Annotated in this window: 17 protein-coding genes; 5 read left to right on the top strand and 12 right to left on the bottom strand. The window is 67.0% G+C overall.

Annotation, left to right across the window (positions count from 1 at the left end; all coding sequences use genetic code 11):
• Positions 1–3: 3 nt before the first annotated feature.
• Together HRC28_RS11180 and HRC28_RS11175 are read right to left on the bottom strand one after the other, a co-directional pair.
• A complete protein-coding gene (locus HRC28_RS11180) occupies positions 4–1,050 on the bottom strand; it encodes a PDR/VanB family oxidoreductase (protein WP_202033300.1) in 1,047 nt (348 codons plus the stop codon).
• A complete protein-coding gene (locus HRC28_RS11175; RefSeq protein WP_182380149.1) occupies positions 1,047–1,943 on the bottom strand; it encodes a metal-dependent hydrolase in 897 nt (298 codons plus the stop codon). Before HRC28_RS11175 ends, HRC28_RS11180 begins: the two co-directional genes overlap by 4 nt.
• 85 nt (positions 1,944–2,028) lie before the next feature.
• On the opposite strand from HRC28_RS11175, the gene HRC28_RS11170 reads away from it, so the two are divergent.
• Positions 2,029–2,688: a TetR/AcrR family transcriptional regulator gene (locus tag HRC28_RS11170; protein ID WP_182380148.1), complete on the top strand. Its 660-nt coding sequence runs from the start codon at positions 2,029–2,031 to the stop codon at positions 2,686–2,688.
• Here the strand turns inward: HRC28_RS11170 and HRC28_RS11165 are convergent.
• The 5 genes from HRC28_RS11165 to HRC28_RS11145 are packed head-to-tail and all read right to left on the bottom strand — an operon-like array spanning position 2,666 to position 10,277.
• Positions 2,666–4,132: an aldehyde dehydrogenase family protein gene (locus HRC28_RS11165; protein ID WP_182380147.1), complete on the bottom strand. Its 1,467-nt coding sequence runs from the start codon at positions 4,130–4,132 to the stop codon at positions 2,666–2,668. The two genes, HRC28_RS11170 and HRC28_RS11165, sit on opposite strands and share 23 nt — an antisense overlap.
• Positions 4,129–5,661 (bottom strand): long-chain-fatty-acid--CoA ligase, encoded by a 1,533-nt coding sequence (locus tag HRC28_RS11160; protein ID WP_182380146.1) that lies wholly within the window; start codon positions 5,659–5,661, stop codon positions 4,129–4,131. Before HRC28_RS11160 ends, HRC28_RS11165 begins: the two co-directional genes overlap by 4 nt.
• Positions 5,661–7,829 (bottom strand): 3-hydroxyacyl-CoA dehydrogenase NAD-binding domain-containing protein, encoded by a 2,169-nt coding sequence (locus tag HRC28_RS11155; RefSeq protein ID WP_182380145.1) that lies wholly within the window; start codon positions 7,827–7,829, stop codon positions 5,661–5,663. The genes HRC28_RS11160 and HRC28_RS11155 overlap by 1 nt, the downstream gene beginning before the upstream one ends.
• A 48-nt stretch (positions 7,830–7,877) precedes the next feature.
• Positions 7,878–9,089: an acetyl-CoA C-acetyltransferase gene (locus HRC28_RS11150; protein ID WP_182380144.1), complete on the bottom strand. Its 1,212-nt coding sequence runs from the start codon at positions 9,087–9,089 to the stop codon at positions 7,878–7,880.
• Positions 9,090–9,149: 60 nt separating this feature from the next.
• Positions 9,150–10,277, bottom strand: coding sequence for an acyl-CoA dehydrogenase family protein (locus HRC28_RS11145; protein ID WP_182380143.1), 1,128 nt, complete (start codon positions 10,275–10,277; stop codon positions 9,150–9,152).
• 94 nt (positions 10,278–10,371) lie between these two features.
• On the opposite strand from HRC28_RS11145, the gene HRC28_RS11140 reads away from it, so the two are divergent.
• Together HRC28_RS11140 and HRC28_RS11135 are read left to right on the top strand one after the other, a co-directional pair.
• Entirely contained in the window at positions 10,372–11,229 is an 858-nt protein-coding gene (locus tag HRC28_RS11140; protein WP_182380142.1) for an enoyl-CoA hydratase-related protein, read from the top strand.
• Between the two features lie 15 nt (positions 11,230–11,244).
• On the top strand, positions 11,245–11,868 hold the full coding sequence (locus HRC28_RS11135; protein WP_182380141.1) for a TetR/AcrR family transcriptional regulator: 624 nt from the start codon (positions 11,245–11,247) through the stop codon (positions 11,866–11,868).
• A gap of 11 nt (positions 11,869–11,879) precedes the next feature.
• On the opposite strand, the gene HRC28_RS11130 is transcribed toward HRC28_RS11135, so the two are convergent.
• The gene (locus tag HRC28_RS11130) at positions 11,880–12,380 is read right to left on the bottom strand and encodes a hypothetical protein (RefSeq protein WP_182380140.1); all 501 of its coding nucleotides are present in this window, start codon (positions 12,378–12,380) and stop codon (positions 11,880–11,882) included.
• Between the two features lie 152 nt (positions 12,381–12,532).
• On the opposite strand from HRC28_RS11130, the gene HRC28_RS11125 reads away from it, so the two are divergent.
• The gene (locus HRC28_RS11125; RefSeq protein WP_182380139.1) at positions 12,533–13,834 is read left to right on the top strand and encodes a lipase family protein; all 1,302 of its coding nucleotides are present in this window, start codon (positions 12,533–12,535) and stop codon (positions 13,832–13,834) included.
• An 83-nt stretch (positions 13,835–13,917) separates the two neighbouring features.
• Here the strand turns inward: HRC28_RS11125 and HRC28_RS11120 are convergent, their stop codons facing one another.
• The gene (locus HRC28_RS11120) at positions 13,918–14,475 is read right to left on the bottom strand and encodes a hypothetical protein (RefSeq protein WP_182380138.1); all 558 of its coding nucleotides are present in this window, start codon (positions 14,473–14,475) and stop codon (positions 13,918–13,920) included.
• Positions 14,476–14,705: 230 nt separating this feature from the next.
• Here HRC28_RS11120 and HRC28_RS11115 point away from each other — a divergent pair, with 230 nt between their 5' ends.
• Positions 14,706–15,254 carry a hypothetical protein gene (locus HRC28_RS11115; protein ID WP_182380137.1) on the top strand — a complete coding sequence of 183 codons (549 nt, stop codon included), beginning with the start codon at positions 14,706–14,708 and terminating at the stop codon, positions 15,252–15,254.
• 80 nt (positions 15,255–15,334) lie between these two features.
• Here HRC28_RS11115 and HRC28_RS11110 read toward each other — a convergent pair whose 3' ends face one another.
• The 3 genes from HRC28_RS11110 to HRC28_RS11100 form a co-directional block, all read right to left on the bottom strand.
• Positions 15,335–15,583 (bottom strand): hypothetical protein, encoded by a 249-nt coding sequence (locus tag HRC28_RS11110; protein ID WP_182380136.1) that lies wholly within the window; start codon positions 15,581–15,583, stop codon positions 15,335–15,337.
• 40 nt (positions 15,584–15,623) lie between these two features.
• A complete protein-coding gene (locus HRC28_RS11105; RefSeq protein ID WP_182380135.1) occupies positions 15,624–15,866 on the bottom strand; it encodes a hypothetical protein in 243 nt (80 codons plus the stop codon).
• A gap of 84 nt (positions 15,867–15,950) precedes the next feature.
• Positions 15,951–16,748, bottom strand: coding sequence for an inositol monophosphatase family protein (locus HRC28_RS11100; RefSeq protein WP_237111798.1), 798 nt, complete (start codon positions 16,746–16,748; stop codon positions 15,951–15,953).
• Positions 16,749–16,954 lie beyond the last annotated feature (206 nt).

The raw sequence follows: 16,954 nt of genomic DNA, 5'->3' as shown, positions 1-16,954 counted from the left end.
CGGTCAGAGATCGAGGGTCAGGCTGTCGCCGGCGGCACGCGAGACACAGATCAACATCGAGTCCTCGCGTTCCTCCGCCCGCAACTTGTTGTCGCGGTGCTCGACCGCGCCCTCGATGACGGCGTGCTTGCAGCTGCCGCAGAAACCCTGCTGGCAGGAGTAGCGCACGCCCGGGACCTCACGACGGATCGCGACCAGCGCGGACTCGTCGGCCGCCACCTTCACGGTCACGCCCGTGCGGGCCAGGCGGACATCGAACTCGTGGCCGCCCACGACGGGAGGGGCGGAGAACCGCTCGCTGTGCAGCGAGCCGGTCGGGTTGAGCGCGCGCTGCAGGATGCGCGCGGTGTCGATCATCTGCGGTGGGCCACAGACGTAGATCGCAGCACCGGCCTCGGCGCGGCCCAGCAGGGCGGCGACGTCCGGCACGCCGAACTCGTCGTCGGGAAGCAGTTCGAGCTCGCCGCCCTCGAGGGCCTGCAACTCGTCGATGAACGGCATCGTCGCCAGCGACCGGCCGACGTAGATCATCGTCCAGTTCTTGCCGCGGCGCGAGGCCTCGCGCACCATCGGCAGGATCGGCGTGATGCCGATGCCGCCGGCGATGAAGAGGTACGACTCGACGTCGATGAACGTGAACGCGTTGCGCGGTCCGCGCACCGTGATCGTGTCGCCCTGGGCGACCTCGTCGTGCAGGGCGAGCGAACCGCCACCACCGTTCTCGATCCGTCGTACGGCGATCCGGTAGCTGCTGCGGTCGGCAGGGTCACCGCACAGCGAGTACTGACGCTGCGCGCCCGAGGGCAGGAAGACGTCGAGGTGGGCGCCGGGCACCCAGGCGGGCAGGTCCGAGCCGTCGGGATTGCGCAGCTCGAAGCTGATGACGTCCTCCACGACGGTCGTGGTGGAGGCCACCACCAGGTCCATGTCGAAGCCGGTCATCCGCACCGGGGTGGAGCGCGAGAGGTACGGCGCCGCGGCGCTGGCCGCGAACACGGCGGAGTACGCCTGCGCGCCCTTCGCCAGGGCACGCAACGGCAGCGTCGTCACCGTGCTGCCGCCTCGGTGCCGCGCGCTGCCGGGGACACCGCGAGGTAGCGGACGGCCTTGTCGATCGGCCCCATCTGCGAGGGGTGGAAGCCGGGGCGGAGGTACTGCGGGATCTCCTTGATGACGAACTGGATGCCGGGCATCAGGCCCTTGCGGGTGTCCTTGACGAACTCGATCGGCCAGGTCCACTTGTGCCGGGTGACGGTCGGGTCCTGGGCGTACATCCAGCTGGACGTGTAGAGCCAGAGGGCGAGCAGGCCACCCGAGGCGATGAACGCGGTGCGGACGCGACGGGCGTAGCTGCCGTCGACGTACTGGTAGACGTCGTAGGCGACGTTGCGGTGCTCCATCTCCTCGGCACCGTGCCAGCGCAGCATGTCGAGCATGGTGGGGTCGACACCGATCTCGTCGAACTTCTCGTTGTCGAGCAGCCACTCGCCGATCACGGCAGTGAAGTGCTCGGCAGCGGCGTAGATGCCGAGGCGCTCATGGAACCAGGCCTCGCCGGCCCGGCCCTTCAGACCGTGGTCACCGAAGACCTGCCCGATGATGAACTCCATCAGGTGGGTGATCTTCGGGATGTCGAAGCCGTTCTGCTCCAGGTAGATCCGGAACGACTCGTGCGAACTGGCGTGCGTCTCCTCCTGGCCGATGAAGCCCTGGAGCTCCTCCTGCAGGCGGGGGTCGTCGATCTGGGACAGGGCGCGGCCGAGGACGTCGGCCATGGCGCGCTCACCCTCGGGGAGCACCAGGTGCATGACGTTCCAGAAGTGCGTCGCATACGGGTGACCGGGGATGTACTCGGTGGGGACACCGGTCCAGTCGAAGGACACGTCGCGGGCGTTGATCGCGAGGGCTTCGCTCGTGTACGCGCGGTTCGGCTTCTTTGCCATGGTCTTGCCTCCAGGATCCGACGAGGCCTCCAATGTAACAAAGCAACGTTTGTTGTTGCAATGTTTCTTTCGTATGCTCTGCATCATGAGAGACGCCCTGAGTCGCGCGGTGGCCTCGGTCGCAGACGCGGTCGGGACGGACGGCGACGACGGCCACCACGCCCCCGAGGTGCACGCAATCCTCGACGCCGCGCTCGCCCAGTGCGCCGAGTTCGGCATCAAGCGCACGACCATCGGCGACATCGCGCGGCGCGCCGGGATCGATCGGGTCACCGTCTACCGCCGGATCGGCAACAAGGAACAGGTGATCCAGGCCGTCGTCACCCGTGAGGCGACGCGGCTCTTCCTGGACGTCGCGGCCACGGCCCGGCGCGGAACGACCCTGGCGGAGCGGGTCGAGCTCGGCTTCACGTCGATGATGCAGCAGGTCCGCGGCCACGCGATGCTCGCCCGCATGCTCCAGGTCGAGCCGGAGACCGTGCTCCTGCAACTGACCACCGAAGGCAGCGTCCTCGTCACCGGCGCGACCGTCGCCACCCTCGGCTTCTTCGGCGAAGCGGTCGAGGACGGCCTGCTCGAGACGACCGAGGGCATGGAGGCCGACGCGGAGCTGCTCGTCCGCGTCGTGCACTCCTACCTGCTGACCCCGCGCGCCCTCATCGAGCTCGACTCCCCCGAGCAGCTCAACGAGTTCGCGCGCCGGCACCTCGTGCCGATGGTCCTCAGAGGCCGTGCCGCACGCTGAGGATCTTCCTCATCACCGGCAACACGTGCCTGGCCCGCTTGATCGCGATCAACTCGAAGCCCGGCAGGCCGAACTTCTGGCGTACGACGCCGCGGGTCTGGGCGAACTCGCGCAGGCCGTCGGCACCGTGGACCCGGCCGAAGCCACTCGCACCCACCCCACCCATCGGCACCGCACCCATGCCGGCGAACGCGATCACCGCGTTGATGCTGACCTGTCCCGCACGCAGTCGATCGGCGATCTCGTCGCCCCGTGAGCGGGAGAAGACCGAGGCGCTGAGCGCGTAGTCGTGGTCGTTGGCGAACTTGATGCCCTCGTCCACACCGTCCACCCGGCACAGCGTGAGGGTCGGCCCGAAGGTCTCCTCGCGCACCGCCAGCGCGTCCTCCGGCAGGTCGGTGATGACGATCGGCTCGATGAACCGCTGGCCGATCGACGCCGGCCCGCCCTTGAGGAAGGTCGCACCTCGCTCCTCGGCGTCGGCCACGTGTCGTCGTACGACGTCGACCTGGGAGGGCATCGTCATCGGCCCGTAGTTGGCCTTGTCGTCCTGGCCGGAGCGGACTCCGTCGAGCTGCTCGAGCAGGAGGGCCTGGAACTCGTCAGCGACCTCGTCGACGACGTACACCCGCTCCACGCCGACGCAGGTCTGGCCGGAGTTCGCGAAGGCGCCCCACGCCACGGCCCGGGCCGCAGCCTTGAGGTCGGCATCCTCAGCGACGATCACAGGATCCTTGCCGCCGCACTCGAGGACGACAGGCGTGAGCGTCTCTGCACACTGCGCCATCACTCGCTTGCCCGTCCGGGTCGAGCCGGTGAAGCCGATCTTGTCGACGCCCGCGTTGCACAGCGCCGCGCCGGTCTCGCCGAGGCCGGTGACCAGGGACAGGACGCCCTCGGGGGCGTCCGGGTTAGCCGCGGCGAACGCGTCGACGTACCACTGGCTCACGGCCGGGGTGAACTCGCTCGGTTTCAGCACGACCGTGTTCCCGACGGCCAGCGCGAAGGCGACGGCGCTGTTCGGCGAGTAGAGCGGGTAGTTCCAGGGCCCGATGACACCGACCACGCCGAGCGGGTCGTAGCTGACCCGGGCGGAGTAGTTCGCGAAGAGCGGACCGGGGTTCACCTTCTGGGTGCGGAGCACCTTGGCGGCGTTCTTCTCGGCCCAGTGCAGGTGCTCGACCGTCAGCACCACCTCGAGGACGGCGTCCTCGACCGGCTTGCCGTTCTCGCGGTGGATCAGCTCGGCGATCTCGTCGACCCGGTGCCAGATGTCGCGGCGCCACGCCGCCAGCCGCTCAGCGCGGCCGTCGAAGCCGATCCCCCGCCACCAGGTGGTGGCCTCGCGCGCCGTACCGACGATCCGACGCACTTCTGCCTCCCCCATCACGGGGAACGCGGAGACGAGCGTGCCGTCGGCGGGGTTCAGGCTGTCGAACGTCATGCCTGCCCCTTGGCGTACGACGCACGCAGGTCGCGCTTGAGGATCTTGCCGGCACCGTTCACCGGGAGCTCCTCGAGGAAGTCGATCGAGCGCGGAACCTTGTAGTTGGCGATCAGGCCCTTCACGTGGGCGATCAGGGCCTCGGAGGTGAAGTCGGCGTCAGGGGCCTTCACGACACAGGCGTGGACGGTCTCGCCCCACTGGTCGCTGGGCAGGCCGATGACGGCCGACTGCAGGACACCCGGGAACTTGGAGATCGCGCCCTCGACCTCGGCGGAGTACACGTTCTCACCGCCGGTGACGATCATGTCCTTGATCCGGTCGACCACGAACACGAAGCCGTTGGCATCGATGTAGCCGCCGTCGCCGGTGTGCATCCAGCCGTCCTTGAGGACCGCTGCGGTCTCCTCGGGCTTGTTCCAGTACCCGAGCATCACGTTGGCGCCGAACACGCAGATCTCGCCGACAGTGCCCGTCGGGACCTGGTTGCCCTTGTCGTCGAGGATGCGGACCTCGGTGTGCGGAGCAGCCTGACCAGCGGCAGTGAGCAGACCGTCGACGTGGTCGTCCGGGCCGAGCAGGGTGGCGACCGGGGCGAGCTCGGTCATGCCATAGGCCTGGGTCAGCTTGGTGTTCGGCAGCAGCGCCTTGGTGCGGAGCAGGACGCCCTCGGAGATGACCGAGCCGCCGTACATGATGCGCTCGAGCGCCGAGAGGTCGTGGTCCCTGGCTTCCGGGTGATCGACGACCATCTGGATCATCGTCGGCACCATCAGCACGTCGGTGATCTGGTGCTTCTCGAGGGTGACCAGCACGTTCTTCGGCTCGAAGAACGGGATGGTGACGTGGGTGCAGCCCAGCAGGTTGGCGCCCAGGTTGCCGGCCAGGTCGGCCAGGTGGAACATCGGCGCTGCGTGCAGGTACGTCGAGTTCCGGTTCAGCAAGTACCCACTGGCCACCGCCCCCAGAGCGGAGGTCAGCAGGTTGCGGTGCGAGAGCATGACGCCCTTGGGGAAACCAGTCGTGCCACCGGTGTAGAAGAGCCCGGCCAACTGGTCGTCACCGCGGCGTACGTCGGCAACCGGCTCGTTGTCGGCAACCAGCGCCTCGTAGGAGACCATGCCCTCCGGCGTCGGACCGTCGCCGCAGTGGACCAGGGTCGTCACCGACGGACAGTTGGCGGTGATCGCCGGTGCCATCGGAGCGAACGCGTCGTCGATCAGCAGCACCGTGGTGCCGGAGTCGTTGAGCGCGTAGATGATCTCCTGCGGGCTCCACCGGATGTTGATGGGATTGAGCACCGCATTCGCCCACGGAATGGCCGAGTAGTACTCGACGTACCGGTCGCCATTGAGGGACAGGATGGCGACCACGTCGCCCTCCGCAACGCCCAGCCCCTGGAGGCCGGCCGCGAAGCGCGCGACGCGGTCACCCATCTCCGCGAAGGTGTGGCTGCGATCGCCGTGGATCGTGGCGATCTTGTCGGGCGTCGCCTGCAGTGAACGGTGGAGTCCTTGGGTCAGGTACATCAGTAGGTTTCTCCTGCTTCTGCCTTGGCGACCAGGGACGCCGGCGGGGTGAACTGGGGGCCGTACTTGTCCGCGAGGTCGCGGGCTCGCGCGACGAAGCCGGCCAGGCCGCCTTCGTAACCGTTCATGTACTGCACGACGCCGCCGGTCCAGGCCGGGAAGCCGATGCCGAGGATCGAGCCGATGTTGGCGTCCTCGACCGAGCGCAGCACGCCCTCGTCGAAGCACTTCACGGTCTCGATGGACTCGGCGAAGAGCATCCGCTCCTTCATGTCCTCGAGCGGGATCTCCTTGGTGCCAGCACCGAAGTGTTCGGCCAGGCCTTCCCAGATTCCGGTGGCCTTGCCGTCGACGTAGTTGTAGAAGCCGGCGCCCTGGGCACGACCCGTGCGGTCGAACTTCTCGATCATCGCGTCGATGACGTCGTACGCGGGGTGGTGGAAGTACAGGTGGCCCTTGCCGTCGGCCTCGAGGCCGGTCTGGGTGGCCTTCTGGATCTTGCTCATCGTGTGGAAGTTGAGCTCGTCGGACAGCTTGAGCGGTGCCGCCGGGTAGCCGGCCTGGAGACCGGCCTGCTCGATCGACACGGCGGAGATGCCCTCGGCGACCATGGCGTTGGCCTCGTTGAGGAAGGTGCCGATGACGCGGCTGGTGAAGAAGCCGCGGCTGTCGTTGACGACGATCGGCGTCTTGCGGATCTGCTGCGCGATGTCGAAAGCCTTGGCGAGGGTCTCGTCGGAGGTCTTCTCACCGGCGATGATCTCGAGCAGCGGCATCTTGTCGACGGGCGAGAAGAAGTGCAGACCGATGAAGTTCTCGGGCGTCTGCACGCCCTCGGCGAGACCGGTGATCGGCAGCGACGAGGTGTTGGAGCCGAGGACCGCGCCGGGGGCGAGGAAGGGCTCGATCTCCTGGAACACCTTGTGCTTGAGCTCGACGCTCTCGAACACGGCCTCGATCACCAGGTCGCAACCCTCGAGGTCGCTGGCCTCGGCGGCCGGCTTGATCTTGGCGAGCAGGCCGTCGGCCTTCTCCTGGGTCATCTTGCCGCGAGAGACGGCCTTGTCGAGCAGGTCCTTGGAGTAGCCCTTGCCGCGCTCGGCGTTCTCGAGCGAGACGTCCTTGAGGATGACGTCCATGCCGCCCTGGGCACAGACGTACGCGATGGCCGCCCCCATCATGCCGGCGCCGAGGACACCGACCTTCGTGGCGACGTACTTCTCGTAGCCGTCGGGGCGGCTGCCGCCGGCGGCAATGTGCTGCATGTCGAAGAAGAACGCCTTGATCATGTTCTTCGCGACCTGGCCGGTGGCCAGCTCGACGAGGTAGCGCGACTCGATGACGAGCGCGTTGTCGAAGTCGACCTGCGTGCTCTCGACGGCGGCCGACAGGATCGCCCGCGGAGCCGGCATGTTCGCGCCCTTGATCTGTTTGCGCAGATTCGCCGGGAACGACGGCAGGTTGGCCGAGAACGCCGGAACGGCCGGGGTGCCACCGGGGATCCGGTAGCCCTTGACGTCCCACGGCTGGACGGCGTCAGGGTTGGCCTTGATCCACGCCTTCGCGGCGGGAACCAGGTCCTCGATCGTCGGGACGACCTCGTTGACGAGGCCCGCCTTGACCGCACCGTTGGCGTCGAACTTCGCGCCGGTGGTCAAGATGTTGAGGACGGCGTCGAGGATGCCGAGCATCCGGACAGTACGGACGACGCCGCCGCCACCCGGGAGCAGGCCGAGCTGGACCTCGGGCAGACCGATCTGCATGCCCTTGACGTCCGCAGCGATGCGGTGGTGCGTGCACAGCGCGATCTCGAGGCCACCGCCGAGGGCGGCACCGTTGATCGCGGCGACGACGGGCTTGCCGAGCGTCTCCAGCTTGCGCAGCGCGGCCTTGATCTCGCTCACCGAGTCGAACAGGCCCTGGGCATCTTCCCTGGTGGCCGCGAGCAGCGCGTGCAGGTCACCACCGGCGAAGAAGGTCTTCTTCGCGGAGGTGAGCACGACACCGGTGACGGCGTCCTTCTCGGCGATGAGGCGCTCCACCGCGGCGGTCATCGACGCGCGGTAGTCGTCGTTCATCGTGTTTGCGGACTGGTTCGGGTCGTCCATCGTCAAGGTGACGATGCCGTCCGCGTCCTGCTCCCACGTGATCGTGTTGGTGTCAGTCATCTGAAGTAGTTCCTTTGGCGAAAGGTGAAAGACGGAAAGTGGGAGAGGTCAGAGGCGTTCGATGATCGTGGCGACACCCATGCCGCCACCGATGCAGAGCGTGAGGATGGCGCGCTTGCCGCCGGTCCGCTCCAGCTCGTCGACCATCGTGCCGAGGATCATCGCGCCGGTCGCACCGAGCGGGTGACCCATCGCGATCGCGCCGCCGTTGACGTTGAGCTTCTCGTCCGGGACGTTGAAGTCCTTCTGCCACTTGAGGGCGACGGAGGCGAACGCTTCGTTGATCTCCCACAGGTCGATGTCGTCCGGCGTCAGGCCGGCGTTCTTCAGCACCTTGTGGGTGGCCGGGGTCGGGCCGGTCAGCATGATCGTGGAGTCGGCACCGGAGGTGGCCGTCGCGACGACGCGGGCGCGGGGCTTCAGACCGAAGGTCTTGCCGACCTGCTCCGAACCGACGAGCACCAGGGCGGCACCGTCGACGATGCCGGAGCTGTTGGCACCGGTGTGGACGTGGTTGATCTTCTCGACGCTGTGGAACTTCTGCAGCGCGACGGCGTCGAAGCCGCCGGCGTCGCCCATCGCAGCGAAGGCCGGCTTGAGGCCCGCGAGCGACTCGACGGTCGAGCCGGGACGCATGTGCTCGTCGCGGTCCAGGATCAGGAGGCCGTTCTGGTCGTGGACCGGAACGATCGAGTTCTTGAAGCGACCCTCGGCCCAGGCCTGCGCCGCGAGGTTCTGCGAGCGGACGGCGTACGTGTCGACGTCCTCACGACTGAAGCCTTCGACGGTCGCGATCAGGTCGGCACCGATGCCCTGCGGCACGAAGTAGGTGTCGTAGTTGGTGGCCGGGTCCATCGCCCAGGCGCCACCGTCGGAGCCGATCGGGACGCGGGACATCGACTCGACGCCACCGGCGAGGACGAGTGAGTCCCAGCCGGAGCGGATCTTCTGCGCGGCCGTGTTGACGGCCTCCAGGCCGGAGCCACAGAAGCGGTTGATCTGGAGACCACCCACGGTGTCCGGCAGGCCGGCGGCGAGCGCCGCGGCCTTCGGGATGACCGAGCCCTGGTCGCCGATCGGGGACACGACGCCAGCGACGAAGTCGTCGATCGCGTTGGTGTCGAGGTCGGGGTTGCGCTTGCGGAGTTCGTCAATCAGGCCCACCAGCAGGTCGATCGGCTTCACGCTGGTCAGTGCACCGCCCCGGTTCTTGCCGCGGGGCGTACGGATGGTGTCGTAGATGAAAGCTTCGGTGCTCACGCGAGCAGTCCTTTCCTAGGTACTTCGCGATGGGTGAGTCGGTGATCGAGCTCGTCGAGATCAGAGCGAACGGGCGATGAGTTCCTTCATCACTTCGTTGGCACCGGCGAGGATGCGCAGCACGCGCACATCGGTGTAGATGCGGGCGATCGGGTACTCGTTCATGTAGCCGTAGCCGCCGAACAGCTGCAGGCAGCGGTCCGCGACCTCGGTGGCCCGGTCGGAGATCCAGTACTTCGCCATCGAGGCCTCGGTGGCGTCGAGCGTGCCGGCAACGTGCTTCTCGATGGACTGGTCGAGGAACGCCCGGTTGAAGCGGGAGATGGTCTCGCACTCCGCCAGCTCGAAGCGGGTGTTCTGCAGCGCCATCAGCGGCTTGCCAAATGCGTGGCGGTCCTTGGTGTAGGCGATCGTCAGCTCGACGGCCTTCTCGATCTGGGCCTGGGCCAGGATCGCGGTGATGAGTCGCTCCTGCGGGAGCTGCTCCATCATCTGGTAGAAACCGTGGCCCTCCTGGGGGCCGAGCAGGTTGGCCTGCGGGACCCGGAGGTCCTCGAACGCCAGCTCTGCGGTGTCCTGGTCCTGCTGGCCCATCTTGTCGAGCACGCGCCCGCGGGTGAAGCCCGGGGTGTCGTCGCCGACCTCGGCCACGATCAGCGAGATACCGGCGGCGCCGGCCTCGTCACCGGTCTTGGCAGCGATCACGATGAGGTCGCAGATGTGGCCGTTGGAGATGAACGTCTTCGCGCCGTTGATGACGTAGTCGTCGCCGTCCTTGACCGCACGCGTCTTGATCGCCTGCAGGTCGGACCCGGTGCCGGGCTCGGTCATCGCGATCGAGAGCACCCACTCCCCCGAACAGACCTTGGGCAGCCAGCGCTTCTTCTGCTCCTCGGTGGCGTACGCGTTGACGTAGTGGGCAACGATGCCGACCGAGACGGCAAAGCCCATCGAGGTGTCGCCGGCACGGACCTGCTCCTCGAACAGCACGGTCTCGGCAGCGAACGACGCGCCACCGCCGCCGTACTCCTCAGGGAGGGACATGCCCACGAGGCCGAGTTCGCCGGCCTTCAGGTAGGCCTCGCGGCTCGCGTGGCCCTGCGCCCGGTGCTCATCGGCACGCGGGAGGACCTCCTTGACGAAGTACGTCGCAGCGAGCTCACGGACAGCCTCGAGGTCTTCGGTCATCCAGGACGAAGTAGTTGTTGGCACAGCGCCAATAGTGCACTACTGTTGGCAGCCGGTCAACAAGCGCATCGAAAACGTACGGAAGCAGGCCACCATGGACTCCACGCTCGCGAGCACCTTCACGGACATCACCTACGAGGTGGCCGACCGGATCGCCACGATCACGCTCAACCGGCCCGCTGCACGCAACGGCTACACGCTCACCATGGCCGACGAACTGAACGTCGCACTCGACCTCGCCGACCAGGACGAGGACGTCCGCGTCGTCGTCCTCACCGGTGCCGGTGACCACTTCTGCGTCGGCGCCGACCTCTCCGGCGGCGAGTTCGACACCAACGAGGACGTCGACGACGTCAACGCCTGGCAGGAGCCCGCGGGCCGGTGCTCCAAGCGTGTCTTCACGATGAACAAGCCCGTGATCGCCGCGATGCGCGGGGCAGCCGTCGGCGCAGGCATCACGATCACGCTGGCGTGCGACTTCCGCCTCGGCTCGACCGACTCGAAGTTCGGCTTCGTCTTCGGCCGCCGCGGCATCTTCCCCGAGGGCGGCTCCGTCTGGTACCTCCCCCGCCTGGTCGGCCTGACCAAGGCCCAGGACTGGATGATCAGCGGCCGGGTCTTCGGCGCCGACGAGGCACTGTCCTCGGGCCTGGTCACCTCGATCCACCCGCCCGACGAGGTGCTCAACGAGGCCTACGCCCTGGCTCGCGATCTGCGCGACAACACCGCACCGGTCTCGATCGCCGTGATCCGCCAGATGCTCAACCGCCTCAGCGGCCTGGACTCGCCGTTCCCGGCACACGAGATCGACTCGCGGCTGATCTCCGGCCTGCTGACCAGCGCCGACGCGATCGAGGGCGTGATGTCCTTCCTCGAGAAGCGCCCGCCCGTCTTCCCCGGGACCGTTGAGAAGAACGTTCCCGAGTGGCTCCCCTGGGTCGAGCAGGACTGATGAAAGGCTTGGCCCGTGACCACTGAGCCTCGTTGGCGTCGCCTCGGCCCGGACCAGCGGCGCGAGGAGATCTTCGCGAGCGCGCAGCGCCTCTTCGCACTGCGCCCGTACCGCGACGTGTCGACGGCCGACATCGCCGGCGACGCCGGTGTGGCCCGCGGACTGCTCAACCACTACTTCGGCACCAAGCGCGACCTGTACCTCGAGGTGGTGCGTGCGGCCGCATCCGTCCCCGAGGACGTCATCGACCATGCCCCCGGGGGCACGCTCGAGGAGCGCATCGACGCGGCCGTGAACTGGTTCCTCGACTCGTTGTCGGGCCAGGACGCCGCCTGGATCAATGCGGCCGGGTCCTCGGGCCTGGGCCGCGACCCCGAGCTCGAGCGGATCCTGCTCAAGGCCGAGGACGACGCCGTCGACCGCGTGCTCGAGACGATCGACATGGCCGATCTGACCGATCACCGCGAGGAGCTGCGTGCGTTCATCCGGGCCTACGGCCAGCTGGCGAAGGCCGCCGGTCGCGAATGGCTGATCAAGAAGAAGCTGAGCCGCGAGCAGGTCCACCTGCTGCTGCGGCAGAGCCTGCTGACGATCGTCGAGAACGTGCTTCCCGAGACGATCGCCCGCGACCGCGCCTGATCGTCCCCGGACTACTTGTTGGTGTCGAGGGCGAACCAGAGCACGAGGACCGGCGGCTTGTCCTTGCCGACCTTGGCCATCGCGGGGCCGAGGTACATGCCGGGGGCGACCTCGCGGATCTCGTCGTGGATCTTCTTGATGAGGATCGGGTTCCCCTTCTGCTCGTAGTCCAGCACGATCGTCGGCTCGCCGTCGATCGACGACGGCTGCACGCTCGTCTTGAACGGGAACCAGTTCATCCTGGCGCCGGCCTTGACGCGGTTGATGCCGTCCGCGGTCTGCTCGCTGGTCGCGTCCATCGTCTTGCCGTCCCATGGGAACAGCGGGTGCTTGGCAAAGATGTCGATGACCTTGTTGACGACCGGGACGCCATCCAGGCCGCGGACCGCGACCATGCGGCCCTTCGGCTTGTTGTCGAGGGCGAGCGCGAAGTTCTCGGGGACCGTGCCACCGGCATACAGCGCGGCAAGGTCATCGAGGCTGAGCGCGGCAAGGTCGTCGAAGGTGAGCATGGGTCCTCGATCTCGGACGGGAGCAGATGTGACCAGCATCACGCACTTTGCCCACGTCGGACAGTGCTCTCCGGCGTCATCGTCCCGGGTGCGGGAGAGCCGCCCTGTGGCATCCGTCCACGTTACGGTCCGCCAAATGCTTGTATGGCGTCGTGCAACCTCTGCCCGATCAGGCCCCGGCGCCCACGGCCGACGCGAAGCATGTGCGTCCACTGCTCCCCCAGGACGACCCGTTCTTCGCACCTCCGGCCGAACTCGGGCTGCTCGCACCGGGAGAGATCATCCGGTCCCGCGAGGTCGAACTGGCCTTCCTCGGCCTGATCCCCCAGCAGGTGTCAGCCTGGCAACTGGTCTACCGCAGCACCGACCTGCACGGCGCACCCGAAGCCGCCGTCACCACCGTGGTGCTGCCCGAGGGCGCCGATCCCGACGTGCCGCGACCGCTACTGGCCTACCAGTGCGCGATCGACGCGATCTCGGGCAAGGCCTTCCCGTCGTACTCGATGCGTCGCGGCGCGCGCTCGTGGGGTTCGATTCCGCCCCTGGAGTTCTCATTCCTGGCGGGCATGCTGCGCAAGGGTTGGGCCCTCTCGATCGCTGACCACGAGGGCCTGCTCGGCCGGTTCGGCGCAGCCCGCGAGCCCGGCTACCGCGTCCTGGACGGCATCCGCGCCGCCCTCGACTTCGAGGCGCTGGGACTCCAGGACTCCACCCCCGTGGGCATCATGGGCTACTCCGGCGGCGGCATGGCCTCGTCGTGGGCGGCCGAGATGGCGCCGTCGTACGCCCCCGAACTGAACATCGTCGGCGCCGCTCTCGGCGCTCCCGTGGGCGATCCGGCGCAGACGTTCATCCGTCTCAACGGCACTTTCCACGCCGGCCTCCCGGCGATGGTCGTGGCCGGCCTGCGCAGCGGGTACCCGGGCCTGTCGTCCGTCATCCACGAGCACGCGTCGTTCCAGGGTCGCAAGCGACTGCAGCGCCTCGAGAAGTGCAGCACCCTCGGCGCCGTCGTCCATCACCGTGGCGACGACTTCGACAACTACCTGGACGCACCGTTGGCCGACGTCCTGGCCACCCCGGAGATCCAGTACGTCTTCGGCGACCTGCGCCTCGGCCAGAACATCCCGACCTGCCCGATCCTGATGACTCAGGCACTGCACGACCAGATCATCCACGTCGAGGACGTCGACGGCCAGCACGACCGGTACGTCGAAGGCGGCGCCACCGTGCGTTACGTCCGCGACCGGTTCAGCGAGCACCTCAGCCTGCACCCGCTCGCGCTGCCGCTGATGATCAACTGGATGGCCGACCGCTTCGCGGGCAAACCCGCACCGAGCGGCACCCGCACGGTCTTCTCGGTCGCCCTGTCGATCCGGTCGCTGTGGGGGTACGTCGGCATGGTGTCGGGCGTCGTCCGCACCGTGGCCGGGTTGCCGCTGCGCGGTCGGTAACGGCTACTCCCCCGCCGGGTCGAACGATGGATGCGCCCGGATCTGTCTCTTTGTAGCCGACGATCGGACGGCGGTTCTAGCGACTAGGTTTGAAATACTTCGCGGATGCTGAAGGTGCGGGGGTTGGCCGAGACGAGCGTTTCCGCGAGCGCCCGGCGCACCGCCAGATGACGGTGGGTGCTCCAGCCGTCGCCGAACGTCTCAGGCGAAGCGATGAGGTCGGTGTCGCCGCTGAGCGCCTGCGGACGAATAGGGGCATCTCCTTCTACGACCGGCAGCCATCGCCATCGCCCGCAGGCAGAGCACGTTGCACCAATGCTGTTGCCGCTGTACTGACGATGGCGCTCCAACACGACTCGACCAAGCTCCTCGGGGTCGTACCAGGGCTCCTTGCCGACGCTCGGGATGAGTTGCTGCACGCCAGTTCCGCCTGACCGTGGTTTGCGGACCTCCCGCATACTCACGTTGAAACGTGCCGCTACGTTCTGGGCCGTCGCAGCGTCGAGGCAAATGGCGTTGAACTGCCAGTTAGGGATGAACACCGAGGCTGTCGGGAATCCGCTGCCCTGGAGCGTGAGATGACCAGTCTGTTCGCTGAACGGTGTGCCGCAGGAGTGGCACCACCCGTCCTCGCCGTACATGGGGCCGAGCCCCCAAGAGTCCTCAGGCCAGGGCCAACCCGGGGTGAACCTGTAATCCAAGGCAACACGCCGGCCATCGACCAGCTAAGGCCGGGAATGTCGCGCCCTGCCGAAAACGCACTCTTCTGCCGCTGAGCGGTCTTGGCGGGTCGATAGTGGGTCGAGCGGTGAGCACTCATCTTGTCCTCACTGTCGCGCGCCGGTACGCGGGTGAGTGGAACACTTCCGCCATGGGAGCCAAGGATAGGAATCACGCTATGCACGACTCTGCGCCTGGGCATCGCGTCTCCCCGGGGGTAGCGCTGCCCAACGCCAGGATTCACGGGCTCGTGGACGGTGAGCGTCCGCTGTTCGCATTCTTTCTCATCAAAGTGATGACCCCAGAAGGCCCGCGTTGGGGCGCACGCAGTGGCGGTGACGGTGTCAACGACCTGGATCTCTACGGTGCCTTGGATGTGCAGGCTGAGATTCTTCGGCAGAAGCTGGTCAGCGAGTGGTTCTACGAGGACGACGACGAAGATGCCGACGAATCGGTCGCAGACCGATCTGAATCTCGGCTTCCGATCGATGATGTCTTGGGGGTCCTGGACATTGAGGCGCTGGATTCTGATTGTGCTGTCGAGTTCGTCTTCGTCCTGATCAAGACACTGAGCGAGAACGGAACGAGTTGGTCGTTCAGGACTTCCGCTGCGCCAGTTCACGAGGAACTGCTCGGCGCGCTAGTTGCCCAGATGATGCGATGCCGCGAGACGTTGGCTGGAAGTCTCGGCCAGATCTGAAGCCCCTCCCGGCCGCGGCAAGAGACTCGACAACGGACTGAAACGTCTTCCAATGCCGCAGTCACGCCGATGAGCGGTCGTCAGCGGGGACGCCGGCTACGACCACTCGGACGTACTGGCTCGCCGAACGCAGCAGCGACCATGCGGCGAACCTGCTGGCGCTGCTCTGTATCCATGAGAACCGGATCGAATCCTTCGGCAACGATCACTGCGTCCGTGAAAGCGTCAACTGATGGTGGTGGATTGTTGACGATCTCCTGTTGGTCCTCTGGCGGAAGGCAGTAGCCGAGCCGCACACAGAGATCGTTCAGAAGCCTGCCCGCATCCACGCCGGAACCGTAGCCCGACAAGCGCCCGGACCTGCAGCGACTAGTTCGATTCGGGAGGCAGCCGGCGCCGCGCTTCCGCGATGAACCGTTCGACCACGTCGAACGGCAGTCTCGCTTCGCGGTGGCAACGGAAGTCGAACCCAGAGCCGTCGTCATGCCAGAACGCTTCCAACACAGGACCTGGCTGCGGATCCGAGAAGTCGGTGAGCTCCAGAGCCATGCCGTCTGCGATGACGTTTGAGGCCATCACCGTTCCGAATCTGCCACCGTCTGAGACGTCCATGGAGACGAGTCTGCAGCCAACGCAAGCGCAGCGGTGCCAACGCAGTCATCTGCCGCCGATCGGTCGTGCCGCGGGTGCGCGTGACTAAGGCGCTTCACCCATGTGTGGCCGGATGAGTTGAACCAGGCGCTGGTGGGTAACGGTTTCAGCCGCCACGATCAGGCCGCGGCCCCCCTCCAGCGATTGGCCGGTCAGGTCCGTCACGACGCATCCCGCGCTGCGACACAGTGCGATTCCCGCCGAGAAATGAACGTTGTCGGTGAAGTTTCCGTCGCTGACGTATCCCGCTCGACGCCCGCCAGCGACCCACGCAACAGCCAGCGTCGTGGACACCACCCGGGCGCCGAAGACTGCGCGGAAGGCTGGGTCAGCAAGGAGCTGCGGACCCACGAACGGCCGGTCAGTAGGACCATCGCAGTTGACATCGACAAGGCGGGACTCCGGTGAGGGATCGAGCGGCACGTCGGAGCCATCGCGGCGAACGAAGGCACGCTGCCCGTCGGTCCAGAAGAACTCACCGGTGATCGGATCTGCTGACACGGCGGCGATGTTCGACGAGCCGTCAAGGAGCGCCACGTTGACGGCAATGAGCGGGGTCTGCGCCGCGAAATTGACGGTGCCGCACAGAGGGTCGACAAGCCAGCGACGGTCACCAGAGCCACCCGAGTGACCAAATTCCTCCCCGATACGAATGTCGCCGGGACGGGCCGCTTCAATCACACCGAGGATCGCGCGCTCGGCATCAAGGTCGACTTCGGTCGCGAAGTCTGCCCCATCCTTCTCGTGACGGATGTGCACGGCTCCATAGGCCGCACGCACAACCGCCGCACCCGCCGCGGCAGCAGACAGGGCCACCTCGATGTCGCTGGCCGGCTCCTTCACGAGGTCATTCTCAACCATTCGATCCCGCAGAAGCCCCGTGCGCCGACGACGTTGCTCGCACTCGTGCAGATCTGCTGCTGACGGGGCGGGACGCCCGCTCTTGCCGCGGCGCGCTGGGGACTGCCTCACATCATTGGGGAACTTCTGATGAACCTGCTTGATCAAGAGTTCCCCAATGATGAGCACCGGCCGCGCACCAAGCAGGC

It is taken from the genome of Nocardioides sp. WS12 (assembly GCF_014108865.1).
Lineage (GTDB): Bacteria > Actinomycetota > Actinomycetes > Propionibacteriales > Nocardioidaceae > Nocardioides.
Note: the sequence above shows the minus strand (reverse complement) of the source record. Positions and strands in the feature narration are given on the sequence as shown.